Below are 19352 nucleotides of genomic sequence, written 5' to 3'. Positions count from 1 at the left end.
CCACTTGTGAAATCTCACATACGCGGCCAATCTCGCGATCATGCTCGATATCTCCTCCCCCTTCGTCGCATCGCTCGAGGCCCCGGCCGCCGAAGCCGCGATCACCGTCGCGACCCGCCGCCTGCGCAGCGCCGTGATCGCCTGCGAGATCGCGCCCGGAGCTTTCGTCAACGAGGCGGCGCTGGCCGAGACGTTCGGCCTCGGACGGGCGGGCATCCGCGTCGCGCTGACCGCGCTCGCAGCCTCCGGTTTCGTCAGCCGCCATGCCCGGCAGGGCTGGCGCATCGCCCCCGTCGACAGCCGACTCGTGGACGCGGTGCTGGAGGCGCGCCGTCGCCTGGAACCGTCCCTGGCCGACCGCAGGCTCGGCCGCGCCGAGCTCGAGATGCTCGGCCCGTTGCTCGGCCTGGTCGATTCGGTCGCCGGCCGCACCGACCGCCCGGCGCTCGCCACGGCGCGGACCGCCGAGCGCCAGATCCGCGACGTCCTGGCCGCCGGAACCGGCTCGCTCTGCCGCAACTGGCTGGCCGATCTCTGGGACCATTCCGACCGGATCGTGAAGGCGCTCGACCGCGCGGGCCAACACGTCGCGCCGGCCGATTGGCGCCCAGTCATCGCGGCGCTGAGCCGGGGCGACGACGCGCAGGAGGCTGCCGCAGCGATCGGCCGCGAGATCGAACGCTTCGAGACGGCGGTCGCACGCGGTGTCCTCGCCGCCGCCGACGCGCTTCAGCCGCCTCCGGCCCGCTCGGCCCGCCGCCGAGCGCCCCGCGGCGCGAGCCGCCGCGCCGAAGTCATGTCCCTGTCGAAGGAGCAGCAGCGATGACCATTCGTCCGAGGGCCCACCATCTCGCCACGGCGCTCGTCGCCGCCCTTCTCGCCACGACCGCCCCGGCCGAGGCCTCGAAGGAACGCTTCGTCGTCGATCTCGCCGGCGAACCCTCGTCGCTCGACCCGCATCTCCAGTGGAACCCCGACAGCTACTACGTCTACCGCAACGTCTTCGACAATCTCGTCACCCGCGACGACAAGGGCGAGATCGTCCCGCAGGTCGCCACGAGCTGGAAGCAGCTCTCCGACACCGAGATCGAGTTCGAGCTGCGCGCCGACATCGCCTTCCATGACGGCTCGAAGCTGACGGCCGAGGATGTCGTCTACAGCGTCAAGCGCATCACCGATCCGAAATTCGCCAGCCCGCAGCTCGGCCAATTCGACAAGATCACCGAGGCCGTCGCGCTCTCGCCGACGCGGGTCAAGCTGGTGACGAACGGCGCCTATCCGGCGCTGCTGGCCCAGCTCGTCAAGCTCTCGATCGTGCCGAAGGCGATCGTCGAGCAGGTCGGCAAGGACGCGTTCAACCTGAAACCGGTCGGCAGCGGCCCGTACAAGTTCGAGGGCTGGCAGCGCGGCGTCGCGGTGACGCTTGCCCGCAACGACACCTATTGGGGCACGAAAGGCCCCTTCCCGGCGGTCGTCTTCCGGGCGGTGCCGGACGGCGCGACCCGCGTCGCCAATCTCCAGGCCGGGACGAGCGATCTCGGCGTGACGCTCGACAGCGACCAGGCAACGCAGCTCAAGTCGTCGCCGAAGGCGCAGCCGCTGATCGGCCTGACCGAGCGCGTTGCCTATCTGCGCCTCAACACGACCAAGCCGCCCTTCGACAACGTCAAGCTGCGCCTGGCCGCCGGCCATGCCATCGACAAGGAAGGCCTGACCGAGGGCATTTTGGGCGGCTATGACAAGCCGGTGCCGGAGCTGCTCACGCCGGCGAGCTTCGGCTGGATCCCCGACATCAAGGCGCCGGCCTATGACGTCGCCAAGGCCAAGGCCCTCGTCACCGAGGTCGGTGCTGCCGCCAAAGCCGAGGTCGAGCTCGCGACCGCGCCGGTCTTCGACCAGCGCATCGTCCAGGCGCTGCAGCAGATGCTGACCGAGGCCGGCTTCAACGTGAAGATCGCTATGTCGGACATGGCGAGCTATCTCAAGCGCGCCCAGGCCGGGCCCGAGGCGACCTCCCAGCTCGGCTTCGGCCGCTGGTCCTGCGCCTGCCAGGACGCCGACGGCGTGCTCTTCCCGCTGCTGCACAAGAGCAGCGGCTGGTCGGCCTATCGAAACCCGAAGGTCGACACCTTGCTCGAAGAGGCGCGCCAGACCCTCGACAAGGACAAGCGGCTCGCGGCCTACCGCCAGGTCCACGAGATCGTCGCCACCGAGGCGCCCGTGATCCCGCTCTACCAGGCGGCGGTGCTCTACGGCGCCGTCAAGAACCTGCAATGGCAGCCCACTCCGAACGAAAGCATGTTCCTGAACCGGATGAGCTGGAAGGACTGACGGGCGCTGCCGGACCATCGTCAATCGGCGCCGGGAGGGGCGCCCAAAAGGGGAGATTGTCACAATGAAACGCAGCAACCGAATTCTCGCGGGCGCGATCCTCGCCTGCCTGGCCTTGCCGGCGGGGGCCGCCCTCGCCGCCAAGGACAAGCTCACCGTCGACCTCGTCGGCGAGCCCAACTCTCTCGACCCGCATGTCCAGTGGAACCCCGACAGCTACTACGTTTACCGCAACATCTTCGACAATCTTCTCACCCGTGACGACAAGGGCGAGATCGTCCCCCAGATCGCGACGAGCTGGAAATATCTTTCGGACACGCAGATCCAGTTCCAGCTCCGCGACGACGTCACCTTCCACGACGGCTCGAAGCTGACGGCCGAGGATGTCGTCTACAGCGTCAAGCGCATCACCGATCCGAAATTCGCCAGCCCGCAGCTCGGCCAGTTCGACAAGATCACCGACGCGGTCGCCAATGACGCCAAGACCGTGACGCTGACCACCAACGGCGCCTATCCGGCGCTGCTGGCCCAGCTCGTCAAGCTCTCGATCGTGCCGAAGGCGATCGTCGAGCAGGTCGGCAAGGACGCCTTCAACCTGAAGCCGGTCGGCAGCGGCCCCTACAAGTTCGAGGGCTGGCAGCGCGGCGTCTCTGTCACGCTTGCGCGCAACGACGCCTATTGGGGCCAGAAGGGCGCCTTCCCGAGCGCCGTCTTCCGCGCCATTCCCGACGCCGCCACCCGCGTCGCCAATCTCCAGGCCGGCGCCGCCGACCTCGTCGCCAATCTCGACGGCGATCTCGCGCTGCAGCTCAAGAACTCGGCCCGCGCCAAGCCCGTGCCGGTGCTGACCGAGCGCGTCGCCTATCTGGCGATGAACGTGCAGAAGGAGCCGCTCAACGATCCGAAGGTGCGCCTCGCCATCGCCCATGCGATCGACAAGCAGGCGATCACCGAGGGCGTACTCGGCGGCTATGAGAAGCCGATGCCCGAAATGCTCTCGCCCGCCCATACCGGCTGGGTCGAAGGCATCAAGGACCACCCGTACGACCTCGCCAAGGCCAAGGCGCTGCTCACCGAGGCCGGCCCGAAGGCGAAGCAGGAGATCGCCCTCGTCACCGCCCCGGTCTACGACCAGCGCGTCGTCCAGGCGCTGCAGCAGATGCTGAACGAGGCCGGCCTCACCGTGAAGATCGAGATGACCGACATGGGCTCCTGGCTGAAGCGCATGCAGGCGGGCCCCGACGCGATCCCGGCCATGGCCTTCAGCCGCTGGTCCTGCGGCTGCCAGGACGCCGACGGCGTGCTTTTCCCGATCCTGCACTCGTCCAGCGGCTGGGCCAACGCCAAGGACAAGGTGATCGACGAGGCGCTCGAGGGCGCCCGCCAGACGCTCGATGCCGAGAAGCGGCTCTCGCTCTACCGTACGGTGCATGAGCGCGTGGCAGAGCAGAACTACATCGTGCCGCTCTACCAGGCCTCGCAGATGTACGGCACCGCCAAGAACCTCGAATGGACGCCGACGCCCAATGAAAGCATCTTCATCAATCGGATGAAGTGGAAGGACTGAGCATCTGGATATGCTGGGGTTTCTGTTCAGGCGACTGGGCCAGGCACTGATCACCGTCTTCGGCGTCGCGACGCTGATTTTCTTCGTCCAGCGCCTGACCGGAGACCCCACCTATCTGCTCGTGCCGGAGACGGCGACGCAGGCCGATATCGACGCGCTGCGCCACGCGCTCGGCTTCGACCGCCCGCTGATCGTGCAGTTCGGCAGCTTTCTCGCCGATCTCGCGCGCTTCGACCTCGGCCAGTCGGTCGTCCAGCGCGTGCCGGTCGTGACCATCATCGCCTCGCGCCTGCCCTATACGCTGATGCTGGCGGCCGGCGCGCTCGTCGTCGCCTGCGGCATCGGCATCCCCATCGGCATCCTGCTCGCGCTCTTCCGCGACCGGCCGGTGGCGAAGCTCGCCGCCGGCTTCGTGCTGGCCGCACAGAGCATGCCGACCTTCTGGAGCGGCATCCTGCTCATCCTGGTCTTCGCGGTGATGCTCGGCTGGCTGCCGCCCTCCTCGACCGGCGACCTCTCGCATCTGGTGATGCCCTCGATCGCGCTCGGCCTGCTCAGCATGGCGACCTTCGCCCGCATCACCCGCTCGGCCCTGCTCGACGAACTCTCCAAGGACTATGTCCGCACCGCCCGCTCGCGTGGGGTCCGCACCGGGCGCCTGCTCGTCCGCCATGTCGCGCGCAACGCCTCGATCCCGATCATCACGGTGGCGGCGCTGGAGATCTCGAACCTGCTGGCCGGCGCCGTCATCGTCGAGACCGTCTTCGCCTGGCCCGGCATCGGCCAGGTCACCGTCCAGGCGATCCTGGCGCGCGATTTCATGATCGTACAGGGCGTGGTGCTGCTCGGCGCCTTCGTCACCGTGGCGCTGAACCTGATCTCCGACATCCTCTACAGCGTCGTCGATCCGCGCATCGTGCTGGAGCAGGCGCGGTGAGCGCCGTCGCAGCCTCCGCGCCCGCGCGCCGCAGCCGGCGCTCGCCATGGTGGCGCTGGTGGCCGCTCGCCATCGTCGCGCTCTTCGTCGTCGCGGCCGTCTTCGCGCCGTTGCTGGCGCCCTATGATCCGAACTTCCAGAACCTGATCGCCCGGCTGAAGCCGCCAGGAACCGTCTCGCGCGGCTATCAATACTGGCTCGGCAGCGACGAGCTCGGCCGCGACCTCTTGAGCCGGATCATCTATGGCTCGCGCGTCTCGCTGCTCGTCGCCTTCGCCTCGGTGATCCTGTCGGGCGTCGTCGGAACCACGCTCGGCATGATCGCCGGCTACCGGCGCGGCTGGGTCGAGATCGTGGTGATGCGCATCGTCGACGTCTTCCTCTCGATCCCCGCCGTGCTGCTGGCGATCATCACCGTCGCCGTGCTCGGCCCGAGCCTCGTCAACGTCATCATGGTGCTGGCGCTGACACGCTGGCCCCGCTACGCCCGCGTCGCCTACAGCCAGACGCTCTCGATCGCGACCATGCCCTATGTCCGGCTCGCGACGCTGATGGGCGCAAGCTCCCTGCGCGTGCTGTTCCGCCATATCCTGCCCAACATCATCGGCGCGGTCAGCGTCGTCGCGACGCTCGAATTCGGCCTGATGGTGCTGTTCGAGGCGGGCCTCTCCTTCCTCGGCCTCGGCGTGCAGCCGCCGACGGCGAGCTGGGGCGCGATGCTCTCGACCGGGCGCAACTACGTCGCCACCGCCTGGTGGGTCGCGACCCTGCCGGGCTTCTGCCTCTTCGTGCTCGTGCTCGCCGTCAACCTGACCGGCGATGCCGTGCGCGACCGCCTCGACCCCCGTTTTCGCTGAGGACATCATGGCCAGTTTCAACGACATCAAGGGCAAGCGCGCGCTCGTCACCGGCGCCTGCGGCGTGATCGGGCGCTGGATCGCGCAGACGCTGCACGAGGCCGGCGCGGTGCTGGCGCTGACCGACGCCCGCGAGGCCGACCTCGCCGAGTTCGCCGCCTCGCTCGGGCTCGGACCGGACGGCTTCGCCAAGGCGGCAGACCTCACCGACGAGGCCTCGATCAAGGCGCTGACCGAAGAGGTCGCGCAGCGCTGGGGCGCCGCCGATATCCTCGTCAACAATGCCGGCATCTATCCGAGCGGCTTCCTGCTCGACATCTCGACGGATGAGTTCGACCGGATCTTCTCGATCAACCTGCGCGCACCCTTCATCCTGACCCGCGAGATCGCGACGCAAATGGTCCGCAAGCAGGTCGGGGGCTCGATCATCAACATCTCGTCGGGCGCCTCGCGCAAGATGCGCCGGACCGTCGTGCCCTATTGCACCTCGAAGACCGCGCTCGACCGGCTGACCAAGGGCTTTGCCGTCGAGCTCGCCGAGTTCGGCATCAGGGTCAACGCGCTGGAACCGGGATTCGCCGCCGGCAGCAAGGTCAGCGACCTGACCGAGGCCCATATCACCAGCACCATCTCGCAGATCCCGCTCGGCCGCCCCTCCTCGCGCGAGGATGTCGGCAATGGCCTGCTCTACCTCGCCAGCGACCTCTCGGCCTATGTCACAGGCGCGACCCTGACGATCGACGGCGGAAACTCGATCGGCTCGCTCGCGGTTCATCAGGACAAGAAGAACCCGCTCTAGGAGGCCCGTGATGAGCCAGCACACCCAGTCGCCCTTCCCGGCCTATGAATGGCCCGAGGGCAAGACCAGCGCCTTTTGCTTCAGCGTCGATGTCGATGCCGAGAGCCCCTATCAGTGGAGCCTGCCAGCCGATGCGCCGGTGACGCTCGGCCAGATCGAGCAGCGGCTGTTCGGCCCGCGCGTCGGCATCTGGCGCATCCTCGACCTGCTCGACCGCTATGAGATCAAGGCGACGCTGTTCGTGCCGGGGCTGGTCGCGCGCAACCATCCCGACCTGCTGCCGGCCTTCGTCGCGCGCGGCCACGAGGTCGGCCTGCACGGCTATTTCCACGAAATCGCCGCGGAGACGCCGGCCGACGAGTTCGCCCGGGCGCTCGACGAATCGCTCGCCATCTTCAAGAGCCAGGCCGGGATCGTGCCGGCCGGCTTCCGCTCGCCGGCCTGGGAGATGACCCCGGCGATGCTGGCCGAGGTCAAGCGCCGCGGCCTCTATGACAGCTCGCTGATGGGCTTCGACCTGCCCTACACCATCGACGGCGTCACCCAGGTGCCGGTGCTCTGGGCGGTCGACGACGCGATCTATTTCAAGTTCACCGGCGCCCAGACCGACCGCTGGCCGCCCGCACCGCAGGGCGGCATCCTCGAAGCCTGGCTCGACGAATGGCAGGTGCTGGAGCGCGAAGGGCGCCTGATGATGCTGACGATCCATGACTGGATCTCGGGCCGCGCCGGCCGCATCCGCATGCTGGAGCGCCTGCTCGACGCCGTCACCGCCAGCTCCGACACCTGGATCGCGACCGTCGGCGAGGTCGCCGCGCATCACGTTTCCAGCGTCAACCGCGACCGCTTCTCGGTGCCGATGCGCCTGCCGCAGGCGAGCGGCCCGCATCGCTTCAGGGCGGCTCGCTGATGCAGACCTTCAGCGTGCACCGGCCGGCGGTGCGCTCGCCGCACGGGCTCGTCGCCGCCCAGAACCGCCATGCGGCCGAAGCCGGCGCCGCGGTGCTGTCGCGCGGCGGTAACGCCATGGATGCGGCGGTCGTCACCGCATTGGTGCTGAGCATCGTCGAGCCCTGGCTTTCCGGCATCGGCGGCGGCGGCTTCCTGGTGCATGCCGATGGCGCAACCGGCGCAGTCGAGACGCTCGACTTCAATGTCCGGGCCGCGGCAGGGCTCGATCCGGCTGACTACCCGCTCGCCGACGCGCAGCAGGGCAACTGGTTCAGCTGGCCCTCGGTGGCGGGCGACCGCAACGTCTCGGGCTACGCCTCGATCTGCGTGCCCGGTGCCATTGCCGGCCTCGCCGTGGCGCTGGAGCGCCATGGCAGCCTGTCCTGGGCCGAGGCGCTGCAACCCGCGATCGAGCATGCGAGGCGCGGTCTCGAGCTCGACTGGTTCGCGGCGCTCTGCATCGGCATCGAGGCCTCCGGCCTGGCGCGCGACCCCGTTCTGGCGGCGCTGCTGCTCGACGACGGCCAGGCCCCGAAGGCGTCTGGCGCGGAGACGCAACGCTTCAAGCCGATGCTGCGCAAGGCCGCCCTGCTCGAACGGCTGGCGCAGGCCGGCGCGCGCGATTTCTACGAGGGCGAGACGGCGCGGGTGCTGGCGGCCGATCTCGAAGCCGGCGGCTCGGCCATTCGCGCGAGCGACTTCGCCGCCTATGAGCCCGTCTGGCGGCCGGCGCTGACGGGGCGCTATCGCGATCTCGACATCGCCGCCGTGCCGGGCCTGAGCGGTGGCCCGAGCTTTCTCGAGGCCGCGGACCAGCTCACGGCCGGCCCGCTCTCGCGGACAAGCTCGCCGGCGCAGGCCGCCCTGCTCTATGCGACGGCGATCCGCAACGCCTATGCGACGCGGCTGACCACGCTTGGCCATGCCGCGACGCCGCAAGCCGGCTGCACCTCGCATGTCAGCGTCGTCGACAGCTCCGGCAACATGGTGGCGCTGACCAACACGCTGCTCTCGCGCTTCGGCGCCAAGATCGCGCTGCCGAATGCCGGCATCATCATGAACAACGGCATGATGTGGTTCGATCCGCGCCCCGGCCAGCCGAACAGCATCGCGCCCGGCGCCAAGCCGCTCGCCAATATGTGCCCGCTGGTGCTCAGCCGCGACGGGCGGCCGGTGCTGGCGATCGGCGCCGCAGGCGGGCGCACCATCTTCCCGACGGTGCTGCAGATCCTCTCCAGCCTCGCCGATTTCGGGCTCTCGCTGGAAGAAGCCTTCCACCGCCCGCGCATCGACGCATCGACGCCGCGCATCAAGATCGACGCGCGCGCCGAGCCCGATGTCGCCGCGACCGTCGCGACCGCCTTCCCGGTCGAGATCGTCGAAGACACGCTCTATCCCGTGAATTTCTCGATCCCCTCCGCCGTCATGGTCGAGCCCGCGGGCGGCTTCGTCGGCATGGCCCACCCGACCAGCCCCTGGGCCGCGGTCGTGGCGGCCGAAGCCGTTGCAGCCAAACCCCTGGCGACAGCATGAGCGCAACGGGCGAACCCGTCCTGGCAGTGAAGGATCTCGTCGTCGAGATCGACGGCATGGCGATCGTCGACCATGTCTCGCTGACCGTCGGCAACGGGCGCATCCTCGCCATCGTCGGCGAGAGCGGCTGCGGCAAGAGCCTGACGGCGCTCTCGGTGCTCGGCCTGCTGCCGGCGGCGGCCCATGTCGCGGGCGGGGCGATCCGCCTGAACGGGCGCGAGCTGACCGGCCTCTCGGAGCGCGATCTCGCCCATGTCCGTGGCAACGACGCCACCGTGATCTTCCAGGAGCCGGTCGCCTCGCTCAACCCGCTGATGCGCGTCGGCGCCCAGGTCGAGGAGGCGCTGCGCCTGCATCGCGGCCTCTCAGGCACCGAGGCGCGCGCGGAAGCGATCGCGATGATGACCCGCGTCGGCATTCCCGACGCGGCCCGGCGCGCCCAGCAATATCCCTTCGAGCTCTCCGGCGGCATGTGCCAGCGCATCATGATCGCCTCGGCGCTGATCTGCCGTCCGGCGCTGCTCATCGCCGACGAGCCGACGACGGCGCTCGACGTCACTATCCAGGCGCAGATCCTCGAACTGATGCGCCGGCTGCGCGAGGAGGTCGGCACCGCGATCGTGCTGATCACCCACGACATGGGCGTCGTCGCCGATCTCGCCGACGATGTCTGCGTGATGTATGGCGGCCGGATCGTCGAGAGTGGGCCGGTCGAGGCCATCTTCGCCGAGCCGCGCCATCCCTATACGCGGCTCTTGCTGGCGACGATCCCGACCCTCACGGGCGAGCGCAAGGCGCTGCTGCGCACGATCGAGGGCATGGTGCCGACGGCCGATTCCTGGCCCGATGGCTGCCGTTTCCGCACGCGCTGCCCGCTGGCCGACCGGACCTGCGAGACGACGCCTCCGCTGGCTGTAGTTGGCTTGGAGCATCGCGCAGCCTGCTGGCATTCGGCCCAGGTCGAGGAGCTGGCATGAGCGCCGACAACCCCGCGCCCCTGCTCCAGGTCCGCGACCTCAAGGTGCATTTCCCGCTGCGCCGCGGCGTCGGCACGCCGGGCGGCGTGGTCAAGGCGGTCGACGGCGTCTCCTTCGACGTCGCCGCCGGCCGAACCGTCGCGCTCGTCGGCGAATCCGGCTGCGGCAAGTCGACGACGGCCTATGCCGTGCTCGGCATGGAGCGGGCCACCGGCGGCACGATCCGGTTCGACGGCCGCGACATCACCCGGCTCGCAGGGCGCGAGCGGGCGGCGCTCGCCAGCGAGATCCAGATCGTCTTCCAGGACCCGAGCGCCGCACTCGATCCCAAGATGAGCATCGCCGACAGCATCAGCGAACCGCTCGCCATTGCCGGCTGGACACGGGCCGACCGGCGCAGCCGCGTCGCCGAACTCCTCGACCGCGTCGGCCTGCCCGCCGCCTTCGCGGAACGCTTGCCGAGCGCGCTCTCGGGCGGCCAGCGCCAGCGCGTCGTCATCGCCCGCGCGCTCGCCCTGTCGCCGCGCCTGCTGATCCTCGACGAGCCGGTCTCGGCGCTCGACGTCTCGATCCGCTCGCAGGTGCTCAACCTGCTGATGGAACTGCAGCGCGAGCTCGGCCTCGCCTATCTCTTCATCTCGCACGACCTCTCGGTGGTGCGGCACATCGCCGACGAGGCGATCGTGCTCTATCTCGGAACCGTCGCCGAGCATGGCCCGATCGACGCGATGTTCGAGGCGCCGCGCCATCCCTATACGCAGGCACTGCTCTCGGCGATTCCCTTGCCCGACCCGGTGGCTCAACGTCGGCGCGAAAAAATCATCCTGAGCGGCGACCTGCCGAGCCCGCTTTCGCCGCCGCCGGGCTGCCCCTTCGTCAGCCGCTGCCCGATCCGCGTCGAGATCTGCCCGACGGCCCGGCCTGCTTTGGCGGCGACCGCGTCCGGCACGCAGGCCGCCTGTTACGTGCGGGCGGAATCAGCGCCCCTGCTGGATCGCTGAGCAGGCGAAACGCCCCGTCATTGCGAGCGTCAGCGAAGCAATCCAGAAGGGCTCGCTCGGCGGCCTCTGGATTGCTTCGTCGCTCCGCTCCTCGCAATGACGAAGGGCGGCGCCCTCAGGGCCGCTTCGGGATCTCCAGGCCGCGCTGCACCGCCGGCCGCGCCAGGCCGCGCTCCAGCCAAGCCGGCACGCGCTTCAGGCCGGCATAGTCGACGAGCTCGCCGGCGGCGTAGAAGCCGTTGAGGTTGCGCACCCAGCCGAGCAGCGCGATGTCGGCGATGGTGTAGTCGCTGCCCATGATCCAGTCGCGGCCTTCCAGCCGGGTTTCGAGCACGCCAAGGAGCCGCTTGCTCTCGGCCGCGTAGCGGTCGCGCGGGCGCTTGTCCTCGTATTCGCGGCCAGCGAACTTATGGAAGAAGCCGAGCTGCCCGAACATCGGGCCGACCGCCGCCATCTGGAAGAACACCCACTGGATGGTCTCGTAGCGCAGCGCCGCATCGGCGGGCAGGAACTTGCCGGTCTTCTCGGCGAGATAGAGCAGGATCGCGCCGGATTCGAACAGGCCGAGCGGCTTTCCGCCGGGACCGTCGGGATCGATGATCGCCGGAATCTTGCCGTTCGGGTTGAGCGACAGGAATTCCGGCGTCCAGGTCTCGTTCTTGCCGATATCGATCATATGCGGCTCGTAGGGCAGGCCCGTCTCCTCCAGCATGATCGAGACCTTCACCCCGTTCGGCGTCGGCAGCGAATAGAGCTGGATCCTGTCGGGATGCCGGGCCGGCCAGCTTTTGGTGATCGGGAAGGCGGAAAGATCGGTCATCCGGGACTCCGTGGTGATCGGAACGGCGCGCCTGCGCTCAGGCCTACCCTTACCCATCACTCGGCACCTGTTGCAAACCCCGCTCGCTGGCTCGTGAGCGTGGCAGCCGGTGGGGTCCGCAGGGGTCGCTGCCAACGCCCCAACGCATGGCAGCCCGTCGCGCGCTCACGCCCGCTCCAATACTTGACTGACGTAACGCCCTCATGGTGTGAGTCTTGTATAGAAAGTATTCCATTTTGTATTTGCCACATGCGATGTAATTACTTTTGCTTTCTTTGTAATAACTAAAAGGTAGAATGTATTGACAGATATAATCAGGCACTGATAGGCCGCGCTCACTGCCTTTTGAGAAAGTCTTCTATCGTGAATCTGCGCTTCGTCCTGTTGGCGTCCTCTACGCTTGCCCTGACCACGCATTCGGGCTTCGCGCAATCGCGCGATCCGGCGCCGATCAGGCTGGAGGAGGTCGTGGTCGAAGGGCGCAACGAAACGACCGGCGTGATCACGACCAACGGCTATGTCGCGACCTCGGGCCGGAGCGGCACCAAGACCGACACGCCGCTCGTCGAGACGCCGCAATCGATCTCGACCGTGACGCAGACGCAGCTCGAGCAGCGCAAGCCCCAGTCCCTGCTCGAAGCCCTGTCCTACACGCCGGGCGCCCGCGTCGGCACCTATGGCTTCGATCCGCGCTACGACGCCTTCACGATCCGCGGCATCGACGTGACCCAGAACGCCGTCTTCCGCGACGGCCTGCGCCAGATCGGCAGCCCCAACGGCCTGTTCCGCCTCGAACCCTATGGCTTGGAAGCGATCTCGATCCTGAGGGGGCCGTCCGCCTCGGTCTATGGTGCCAGCAGCACGGGCGGCATCGTCGACCTGATCTCGAAGCGGCCGACCGAGACGCCCTTCCGCGAGATCGAGGTCCAGGCCGGCTCCTTCGGACGCAAGCAGACCAATTTCGACCTGTCCGGCCCGGTCGACGCCGACGGCACGCTGCTCTACCGGCTGACCGGCCTACTGCGCGATGCGCGAACCGAGGTCAGCGCCATCAAGGACGACCGCGTCTTCATCGCGCCGGCCCTGACCTGGAAGCCGACCGAGGCGACCAAGCTGACCATCCTCGGCGAATACATGGATTCGACCACCGGCGGCACGGCGGCCTACATCAATGAATACGGCCCCTATGTCGACGCGCAGGGCAATGTCCTGACCAAGTCGATCGGCGCCAGCCGCGTCTTCGGCGGCGACCGGCGCTACAACGATTTCCGCCAGCAGCAGGCGCGGCTCGGCTACGAGTTCGAGCACAAGTTCGACGAGGTCTTCACGCTGCGCCAGCGCGCGCGCTATTCGAAGCTCGGCGGCAACCAGGAATATGTCTATGTCGGAACGCCTGGCCTGACGCGGGAGAACACGCAAGGCCTCTCGATCGACACCTCGCTGGAAAGCCGGTTCCGGACCGGCGCGCTCGACCACACCCTCCTGGCCGGGATCGACGTCAGCCATCTCAGCTACAAGAGCAAGGAAGCCTATGGCGGCGTGCCGCTGGGCTATGCTCCGCCCTTCCTGTGGCGGACGGCGCAAACCCAGACCATGGTCGGCGCCTACCTTCAGGATCAGATTAAATGGCAGAACTGGCGCCTGACCGCCGGCATCCGCCATGACTGGCTCGACAGCAAGTTCGAGGCCGGAGCGGCCGGCGACGTGCCGACCGAGAGCAAGCGCAAGGACGGCAAGTTCACCGGCCGCGCTGCGCTGAGCTATGTCACCGATTTCGGCCTCGTTCCCTATGTCGCTTATGGCAGCTCCTTCGTGCCCAATCCCGGCACGGTGCTGAATGGCGGCGTCGCCGTGCCGACGGCGGGCGAGCAGGTCGAGGCCGGCGTGAAATACGACCTGCCGGGCTACAACGCCTCGCTGCGCGCCGCCGTCTTCAATATCCGGCAGGAGAACGCCGTGGTCTACGAGGTCGTCAACGGCCTCAACCGGCAGGTCCAGCTCGACCTGCGTTCCAGCGGCTTCGAGATCGAGGGCGTCGCCTCGCTGGCGAGCGGCCTCAGCATCCAGGCCTCCTATTCCTACAACGATGCCCGCATCAAGAAACTGACGCCCGAGACGACCGGCAACCGCCTGACCAGCGTGCCCTACCACATGGCCTCGGTCTGGCTCGACTATACGGTCCAGCAGGGCGCGGCGAAGGGGCTCGGCGTCGGCGGCGGCGTGCGCTATGTCGGCTCCAGCCTCGGCGACAACCTCAACCGCGCCGTGCTCGACAACAAGGCCCGCACCTTCGTCGACGCCTCGATCCGCTACGATCTGGAAAACCTCAACCCGCAGCTCAAGGGCATGCGCGTGCAGGTCAGCGCCACCAACCTGCTCGACGAGGTCACCCAGAACTGCACCGCCGGGTTCTGCTATTTCGACGAGGGCCGCAAGGTCATCGCCAGCCTGCGCTACCGCTGGTGAGCGCGACCGGCTCCGACGTGGCCGCCATGCGCGGGTTCGCGTCGCCCGCCGCGATCGTGCTCGCGATCGGCGGGCTCTATGTCGGCCAAAGCATCATTGGCGGGCTGACCTTCATCGCCCTGCCGAGCGTGCTGCGCGATCGCGGCCTGCCGCTCGACCAGATCGGCCTGACCTATCTCGCGGTCCTGCCCTGGGCCCTGAAATTCCTCTGGGCCCCCGCGATTGAGCGTTACCGGCTCCCTCCCGTGGGACAGAGCCGCTCACGCTCGATCGTCCTCGTCACGACCTTGCTCTCGGCGCTCGGGCTTTGCCTCGCCAGCCTGATCGGCCCGACGAGCCTCGTGCCGCTCATCGCCGTCTTCGTGATCATCGCGTTTGCGGCCTCGACCGGCGATATCGCCTGCGACGGGCACGCGGTCGAAACCTTGTCCGAGCGCCATCACGGCTGGGGCAATGCCGCGCAGGTCGGCGGCGCCTATCTCGGCTCGGCGCTCGGTTCCGGCCTGTTTCTCGTGCTCGTCGCCGGGCTGGACTGGCGCTGGGCGACGCTGGCGATGGCCGCTCTCCTCGTGGCGCTGGCCCTGCCCTTCATCTTGTCGCCGGCCCCGCCCTCGCCCGGCTCACGCACGCACCAGCCCTCGCTGGGCCAGGCGCTACGCCGCAAGGACATGCGGATCGGCCTGGCGCTCGCCGCGATCTATGTCGTGGCGCAGAAATGGGGCGTGGCCATGCTGGGGCCCTTCCTGATCGATTCCGGCCTCGACCTGGCCTCGCTCGGCATCGTCAACGGGCTCGGCGGCATGGCAGTCGGCTTCGGCTGCGCGCTGCTCGGCGGCGCGCTCGTGCGCCTGTGGGGCGCGCCCGTCGTCATGGTGCTCGCGCTCGTCCTGCAGGCCCTGGCGCTGGCGGGCCTCGCCGCCGCGGCATGGCATGGCGCAGCGCCCCGCAGCGTCCTGCTCGCGCTGGGCCTGACGAGCTCGTCAGGCCTGATGGCACTCGGCTTCGTCGCGCTCTATGCCCAGTTCATGGCGCTCTCGGACCCGCGCCAGGCCGGTGTGGATTTCACGCTGCTGCAATGCATGGACGCGCTGGTCAGCATGGCTGGTGGGGTCAGTGCCGGCTGGGTCTCGCAGCATTTCGGCTATGGCACCTGCTTTGCGCTCGCCGCCCTTGGCGCGATGATCGCAGCGCCGGCCGCCTGGTTGCTGAGCCGGCACGCTGTGCGCGCAAGGCGCGAGCCGGAAACAGAGCCCGGCCTCGCGACCGGCCCATGATCCCCGCGCTGGCGCCCTGCTTCCCCGACGCGCTCGCCTATTACGGCGACAAGCTCGCCTTGCCGGGCGCTCATGGCGACGCCATCGCCGGGACCGACCTGCTCGAAGGCGGCGCCGCCGACCGCCTGATGTCGCGCTTCGCGCAGACCCATCGCGGCGGCGACCGGCACGCCGTCGTCTCGATGTGGACGCAATGGCATTTCGGCGCGCTCATCATCCCGACCACGGCCGCGATCCTCGTGCTCGATCGCGACCTGCCCATCGATCTCGCGCAGATCAGGATCGCACCGCATGAGGAAGGCCGGACGGCTGCGCTGGTCGTCCCCGATGACGGCAAGCCGCGCGAGGCCGGCAGCGACCGCTTCTCGCGCCTGTTCGATGGCCATGTCGCACCGCTGATCCGCCATTTCGCCAGCCATTTCGGCGTCTCGCCGCGCCTTCTCTGGATCAACGCGACAGCCATCTTCGAGTGGAGTCTCGAACAGGTCGCGGCCGCAAGCACGGTTCATCCCGACGCCCTGCGCGAGGGGCGCGCGCTGCTCGCGGCGCAGACCGACGCCACCGGGCGACGCAACCCGATGTGCGGCGCGGTCTGCTACCCGCTGCTGGCCGGCCAGCCGACGCGGCGGCGAAAGATCTGCTGCCTGCGCTACCTGCTGCCGGGGGTGGCGGATTGCGGCAGTCTCTGCCCGCTTCCGGAAGCGAACCGCGCCGTCAGACCCGCGCATAGCTGAAGAGGCCGCGCGCCCTCATCCCGCCAAGGTTGTAGGCCCAGTGTTGTCGGTCAGTTTTGGCGACCCGCTCGCAACGAGGGAGGAACGTTCCATGGCCAAGCTACCATGCCTGTCAGCCGCCCTGGCGGTGCTGGCGCTCGCCGCCTGCACGGCGACGGATCAGCCCGCCAATGCCCAGGGCGGCCCGTGCTCGCCCGCGGGGGCGAAGGCGCTCACTGGACAGGCGGCCCCGAGCGAGGCCGAGGTCAAGCGCCTGACCGGCGCCGCGATCGTGCGCCGGATCGCGCCCGGCGACCCCGTCACGATGGACCTGAACGAGCGGCGCGTGACGATCGAGGTCGATGCCTCGGGCAAGATCGTGAGGGCGTCCTGCGGCTGAGCCGCGAGGACCGCGTTCAGCCGCCGTCCAACGCCATCTGCCAGAAATCCGCCTCCAGCCGTGCGGCCTTGGCGAAGAGCGCCGCGAGCTCGCTGAAACGCCGCTCCGTCATCGCCCGGGCCGCAAGGTCGTCGAGATGGCGGCGCGCCCCGGCGGCCACCTCCTGATAGGCGTCCCCGGCATATTCGCCGATCCAGTCCGCATAGGGATGCCCGGCGAGCGCGGCCGGATTGTCTGAAGCCAGCGTCCGGCCGATCTCGGCATAGCCGATGACGCAGGGCGCCAGCGCCACATGCAGGTCGAGCAGGTCGCCCGACATGCCGCAATCGAGCACGAAGCGGGTATAGGCGATGGTGGCCTGATGCTCCGGCGCGGCCTCGATCTGCTCGGGGGAAAGCCCCCAACGGCCGCAGAGCCGGACATGCAGATCCATCTCGACATCGAGGATCGCCGACAATCCGGCCTGCGCCGCCCGCATGTCGGCGAGCGTCCTGCCCTTGTAGACCGCAAGCGCATAGGCGCGGGCGAACTGGATCAGGAACAGGTAGTCCTGCACGAGATAGGTGCGGAAGGCCGCCTGCGGCAGCGTGCCGGCGCCCATCTGCCGGACGAAGGCATGGTCGACATAGCTCGCCCACTCGACCGGCGCGGCCGCCTTCAGACGCTCGAAAATGTCCATCCCGGTCCTCGCTGCCCAGATCCCGATAACCGCCCAAGGCGGTGGATGGCTGTCACCGAGCGGTGGGCGGCCGTCAAGCCCGGCGGCCTCGTCCAGATTGACTTTTCGACCCGCCTGAATTTCTGTTGCCGATAGTGCGCTTGGGGCGCCTCCAGTCCGCGGCAAGGGAGCCTGCTCCCACCCATTCGGTCAGACCGTATCATCTTCGAAGCCTTCTTCCGGCCTGCGAAGCGGACATCAGGCATCTTCGGAAGGACGCTCCCCATGTCGTTCACGACACGCAAGCTCACGCCCCAGACCACGCTCGAAAACCTTCGCCGCCAGGCCAAGCGCTGGCTGAAGGAGATCGAGGCAGGCGATCCCCCTGCCCTCGCACGCTTCCGCAGCGGTTTCCCGAACCATCCCGGCAGGCCCGGCCTGCGCGAGGTCCAGCACGCGCTCAGCCGGGAATACGGTGCCACGAGCTGGGCCGGGTTGAAACAGGACCTGGCCGACCGCGAGATCGCGGCGCGCGGACATGCCGAGCGCGTCACGCTCTTCCTCGAGAAATCGGCGCTCCGCTACGGCGTCGCGCCCGGCACCCAGATCTGGGGCGAGTACGAGGCCGACCGGCCGGCACGCGGGGCGACAGCCCGGCGCATCCTCACCCGTCACCCGGAGATCGCGGGCGACAGCATCCATACCGCCGTCGCCGCCTCTGATATCGAGGCGGTTCGGAGACAGCTGGAGACGGACGCCACGCTGGCGCGCCATGTCAGCGGCTTCGACGGCTGGACGCCGCTCCTGCGGCTTGCCTATACGCGCATGCCAGCCGATGCGAATGACGCAAACATGCTCGGCATCGCCCGGCTTCTGCTGGAGCATGGCGCCTCAGCGAGCGATTTCTGGAGCGACGGCTCCAGTCATTTCACCGTGCTGACCGGCGTGATCGGCGGCGGTGAAAGCAGCCAGCCGCCGCACCCGCAAGCCGAAGCCCTCGCGCATCTGCTGATTGAGAATGGCGCCGATCCCCTGGACGGCCCGGCTCTCTACAACACCTCGCTCGGCGCCGATGACACCTTCTGGCTGCAACTGCTCTGGGACGAGACGGACAAGCGCGGAGAGACGGCGAGATGGCGCGGGCCGGTGCGCGAACTGAACGGGCCGGCGCTCGATTATCTGCTCGGAAATGCGGTGCCGCTTCAGCCGAGGCGCGCCGAATGGCTGCTGGCGCATGGCGCGCGCGCCGAGACGACGAATTCCTATTCGAAGCAGAGCGTCGTGAAACAGGCGATGGTCAACGGCCGCGAGGATCTCGTCGACCTCCTGACCAGCCATGGCGCTCCGAAGCCGGAGCTGACCGGCCATGAGGCCTTCGTCTCGGCCATCGCGAGTGGAAACGAGGCTGCGGCCCGGCAGCTTCTTGCCGGCCAGCCGGACTATCGGCTCGATCCCGCGCCGCTCAACATCGCGATCCGCCAGGGCCGCGGCGACATCGCCGAACTGGCGCTCGCACTCGGCGTCTCGCCCGATGCCGAGACGCGGGACGGCGTCCGCCCCCTGCATGAGGCCGCAGGCTCCGGCCAGACGGAGATCGCCGCCCTGCTGATCTCAGCCGGCGCCGCGATCGACCCGGTCGAGCGGCGCTTCGGCTCGACGCCGCTTGGCTGGGCCCATCACAACGGGGCCGACGAGGTGACGAGCTATCTGTCGACGGTGAGCGAAGACATTTGCGGCCTGTGCCGGTCGGCGAGCCTGCCACGCCTGGACGCTCTGCTGGCGCAGAATCCCGGCCTGGCCAACGCTGCGACCCGCACCGGCGAACCGCCCTTGTTCACCTTGCCGGACGACGACGAGAACGCGATCGAGGTCGCGGAGACGCTGCTCGCGGCGGGAGCCGATGCCAAGGCCCGCAACTCAGCCGGCCTGACGCCGGCCGAGGCTGCGCGCAAGCAGGGGCTGTTCGGCACGGCCTCGTTGCTGGACGGGGACGGGCAGGCAGCCTGAGCCGATCGCCCAATCTCGTGGCCGTGCCGGGTCGAGGACTGTTCGCTGCCCTCTTCACGGC

17 protein-coding genes are annotated in these 19352 nt (G+C 68.7%); 15 read left to right on the top strand and 2 right to left on the bottom strand.

Features of this window, described 5'->3' with window-relative positions:
• Nucleotides 1–40 precede the first annotated feature (40 nt).
• From ACTIF2_RS20070 to ACTIF2_RS20025, 10 genes are all read left to right on the top strand, one after another.
• On the top strand, nt 41–826 hold the full coding sequence (locus ACTIF2_RS20070) for a GntR family transcriptional regulator (RefSeq protein WP_439498885.1): 786 nt from the start codon (nt 41–43) through the stop codon (nt 824–826).
• Nucleotides 823–2331, top strand: coding sequence for an ABC transporter substrate-binding protein (locus ACTIF2_RS20065; protein WP_439498884.1), 1509 nt, complete (start codon nt 823–825; stop codon nt 2329–2331). Before ACTIF2_RS20070 ends, ACTIF2_RS20065 begins: the two co-directional genes overlap by 4 nt.
• 64 nt (nt 2332–2395) lie before the next feature.
• Complete coding sequence (locus tag ACTIF2_RS20060; protein ID WP_439498883.1) at nt 2396–3898, top strand: ABC transporter substrate-binding protein; 1503 nt, start codon at nt 2396–2398, stop codon at nt 3896–3898.
• A 10-nt stretch (nt 3899–3908) separates the two neighbouring features.
• Nucleotides 3909–4835, top strand: coding sequence for an ABC transporter permease (locus tag ACTIF2_RS20055; RefSeq protein ID WP_439498882.1), 927 nt, complete (start codon nt 3909–3911; stop codon nt 4833–4835).
• Complete coding sequence (gene nikC / locus ACTIF2_RS20050; protein ID WP_439498881.1) at nt 4832–5692, top strand: nickel transporter permease; 861 nt, start codon at nt 4832–4834, stop codon at nt 5690–5692. The genes ACTIF2_RS20055 and nikC overlap by 4 nt, the downstream gene beginning before the upstream one ends.
• Before the next feature lie 7 nt (nt 5693–5699).
• Nucleotides 5700–6491, top strand: a complete 792-nt coding sequence (locus ACTIF2_RS20045; protein WP_439498880.1) for an SDR family NAD(P)-dependent oxidoreductase — start codon at nt 5700–5702, stop codon at nt 6489–6491.
• Nucleotides 6492–6501: 10 nt separating this feature from the next.
• Nucleotides 6502–7401: a polysaccharide deacetylase family protein gene (locus ACTIF2_RS20040; RefSeq protein ID WP_439498879.1), complete on the top strand. Its 900-nt coding sequence runs from the start codon at nt 6502–6504 to the stop codon at nt 7399–7401.
• Nucleotides 7401–8975 (top strand): gamma-glutamyltransferase family protein, encoded by a 1575-nt coding sequence (locus ACTIF2_RS20035; RefSeq protein WP_439498878.1) that lies wholly within the window; start codon nt 7401–7403, stop codon nt 8973–8975. Before ACTIF2_RS20040 ends, ACTIF2_RS20035 begins: the two co-directional genes overlap by 1 nt.
• Nucleotides 8972–9952, top strand: a complete 981-nt coding sequence (locus ACTIF2_RS20030) for an ABC transporter ATP-binding protein (protein ID WP_439498877.1) — start codon at nt 8972–8974, stop codon at nt 9950–9952. Before ACTIF2_RS20035 ends, ACTIF2_RS20030 begins: the two co-directional genes overlap by 4 nt.
• Complete coding sequence (locus tag ACTIF2_RS20025; RefSeq protein WP_439498876.1) at nt 9949–10953, top strand: ABC transporter ATP-binding protein; 1005 nt, start codon at nt 9949–9951, stop codon at nt 10951–10953. Before ACTIF2_RS20030 ends, ACTIF2_RS20025 begins: the two co-directional genes overlap by 4 nt.
• Before the next feature lie 115 nt (nt 10954–11068).
• On the opposite strand, the gene ACTIF2_RS20020 is transcribed toward ACTIF2_RS20025, so the two are convergent.
• Nucleotides 11069–11773, bottom strand: a complete 705-nt coding sequence (locus ACTIF2_RS20020) for a glutathione S-transferase N-terminal domain-containing protein (RefSeq protein WP_439498875.1) — start codon at nt 11771–11773, stop codon at nt 11069–11071.
• Between the two features lie 363 nt (nt 11774–12136).
• On the opposite strand from ACTIF2_RS20020, the gene ACTIF2_RS20015 reads away from it, so the two are divergent.
• The 4 genes from ACTIF2_RS20015 (at nt 12137) to ACTIF2_RS20000 (ending at nt 16626) form a co-directional block, all read left to right on the top strand.
• Nucleotides 12137–14239, top strand: a complete 2103-nt coding sequence (locus ACTIF2_RS20015; RefSeq protein WP_439498874.1) for a TonB-dependent siderophore receptor — start codon at nt 12137–12139, stop codon at nt 14237–14239.
• 26 nt (nt 14240–14265) lie between these two features.
• Nucleotides 14266–15513, top strand: a complete 1248-nt coding sequence (locus ACTIF2_RS20010; RefSeq protein ID WP_439498873.1) for an MFS transporter — start codon at nt 14266–14268, stop codon at nt 15511–15513.
• Nucleotides 15510–16247: a siderophore-iron reductase FhuF gene (gene fhuF, locus ACTIF2_RS20005; RefSeq protein WP_439498872.1), complete on the top strand. Its 738-nt coding sequence runs from the start codon at nt 15510–15512 to the stop codon at nt 16245–16247. The genes ACTIF2_RS20010 and fhuF overlap by 4 nt, the downstream gene beginning before the upstream one ends.
• Before the next feature lie 91 nt (nt 16248–16338).
• Nucleotides 16339–16626, top strand: coding sequence for an I78 family peptidase inhibitor (locus ACTIF2_RS20000; RefSeq protein WP_439498871.1), 288 nt, complete (start codon nt 16339–16341; stop codon nt 16624–16626).
• 16 nt (nt 16627–16642) lie between these two features.
• On the opposite strand, the gene tenA is transcribed toward ACTIF2_RS20000, so the two are convergent.
• Nucleotides 16643–17305, bottom strand: a complete 663-nt coding sequence (tenA, locus tag ACTIF2_RS19995) for a thiaminase II (protein WP_439498870.1) — start codon at nt 17303–17305, stop codon at nt 16643–16645.
• Between the two features lie 264 nt (nt 17306–17569).
• On the opposite strand from tenA, the gene ACTIF2_RS19990 reads away from it, so the two are divergent.
• Nucleotides 17570–19291, top strand: a complete 1722-nt coding sequence (locus ACTIF2_RS19990) for an ankyrin repeat domain-containing protein (RefSeq protein WP_439498869.1) — start codon at nt 17570–17572, stop codon at nt 19289–19291.
• The last annotated feature ends 61 nt before the right edge of the window (nt 19292–19352 follow it).

Source organism: Allobosea sp. (assembly GCF_051860145.1).
Classification (GTDB): Bacteria; Pseudomonadota; Alphaproteobacteria; order Rhizobiales; family Beijerinckiaceae; genus Allobosea.
The sequence above is the reverse complement of the archived record's forward strand: the minus strand, read 5'-3'. Positions and strand labels throughout refer to the sequence as shown.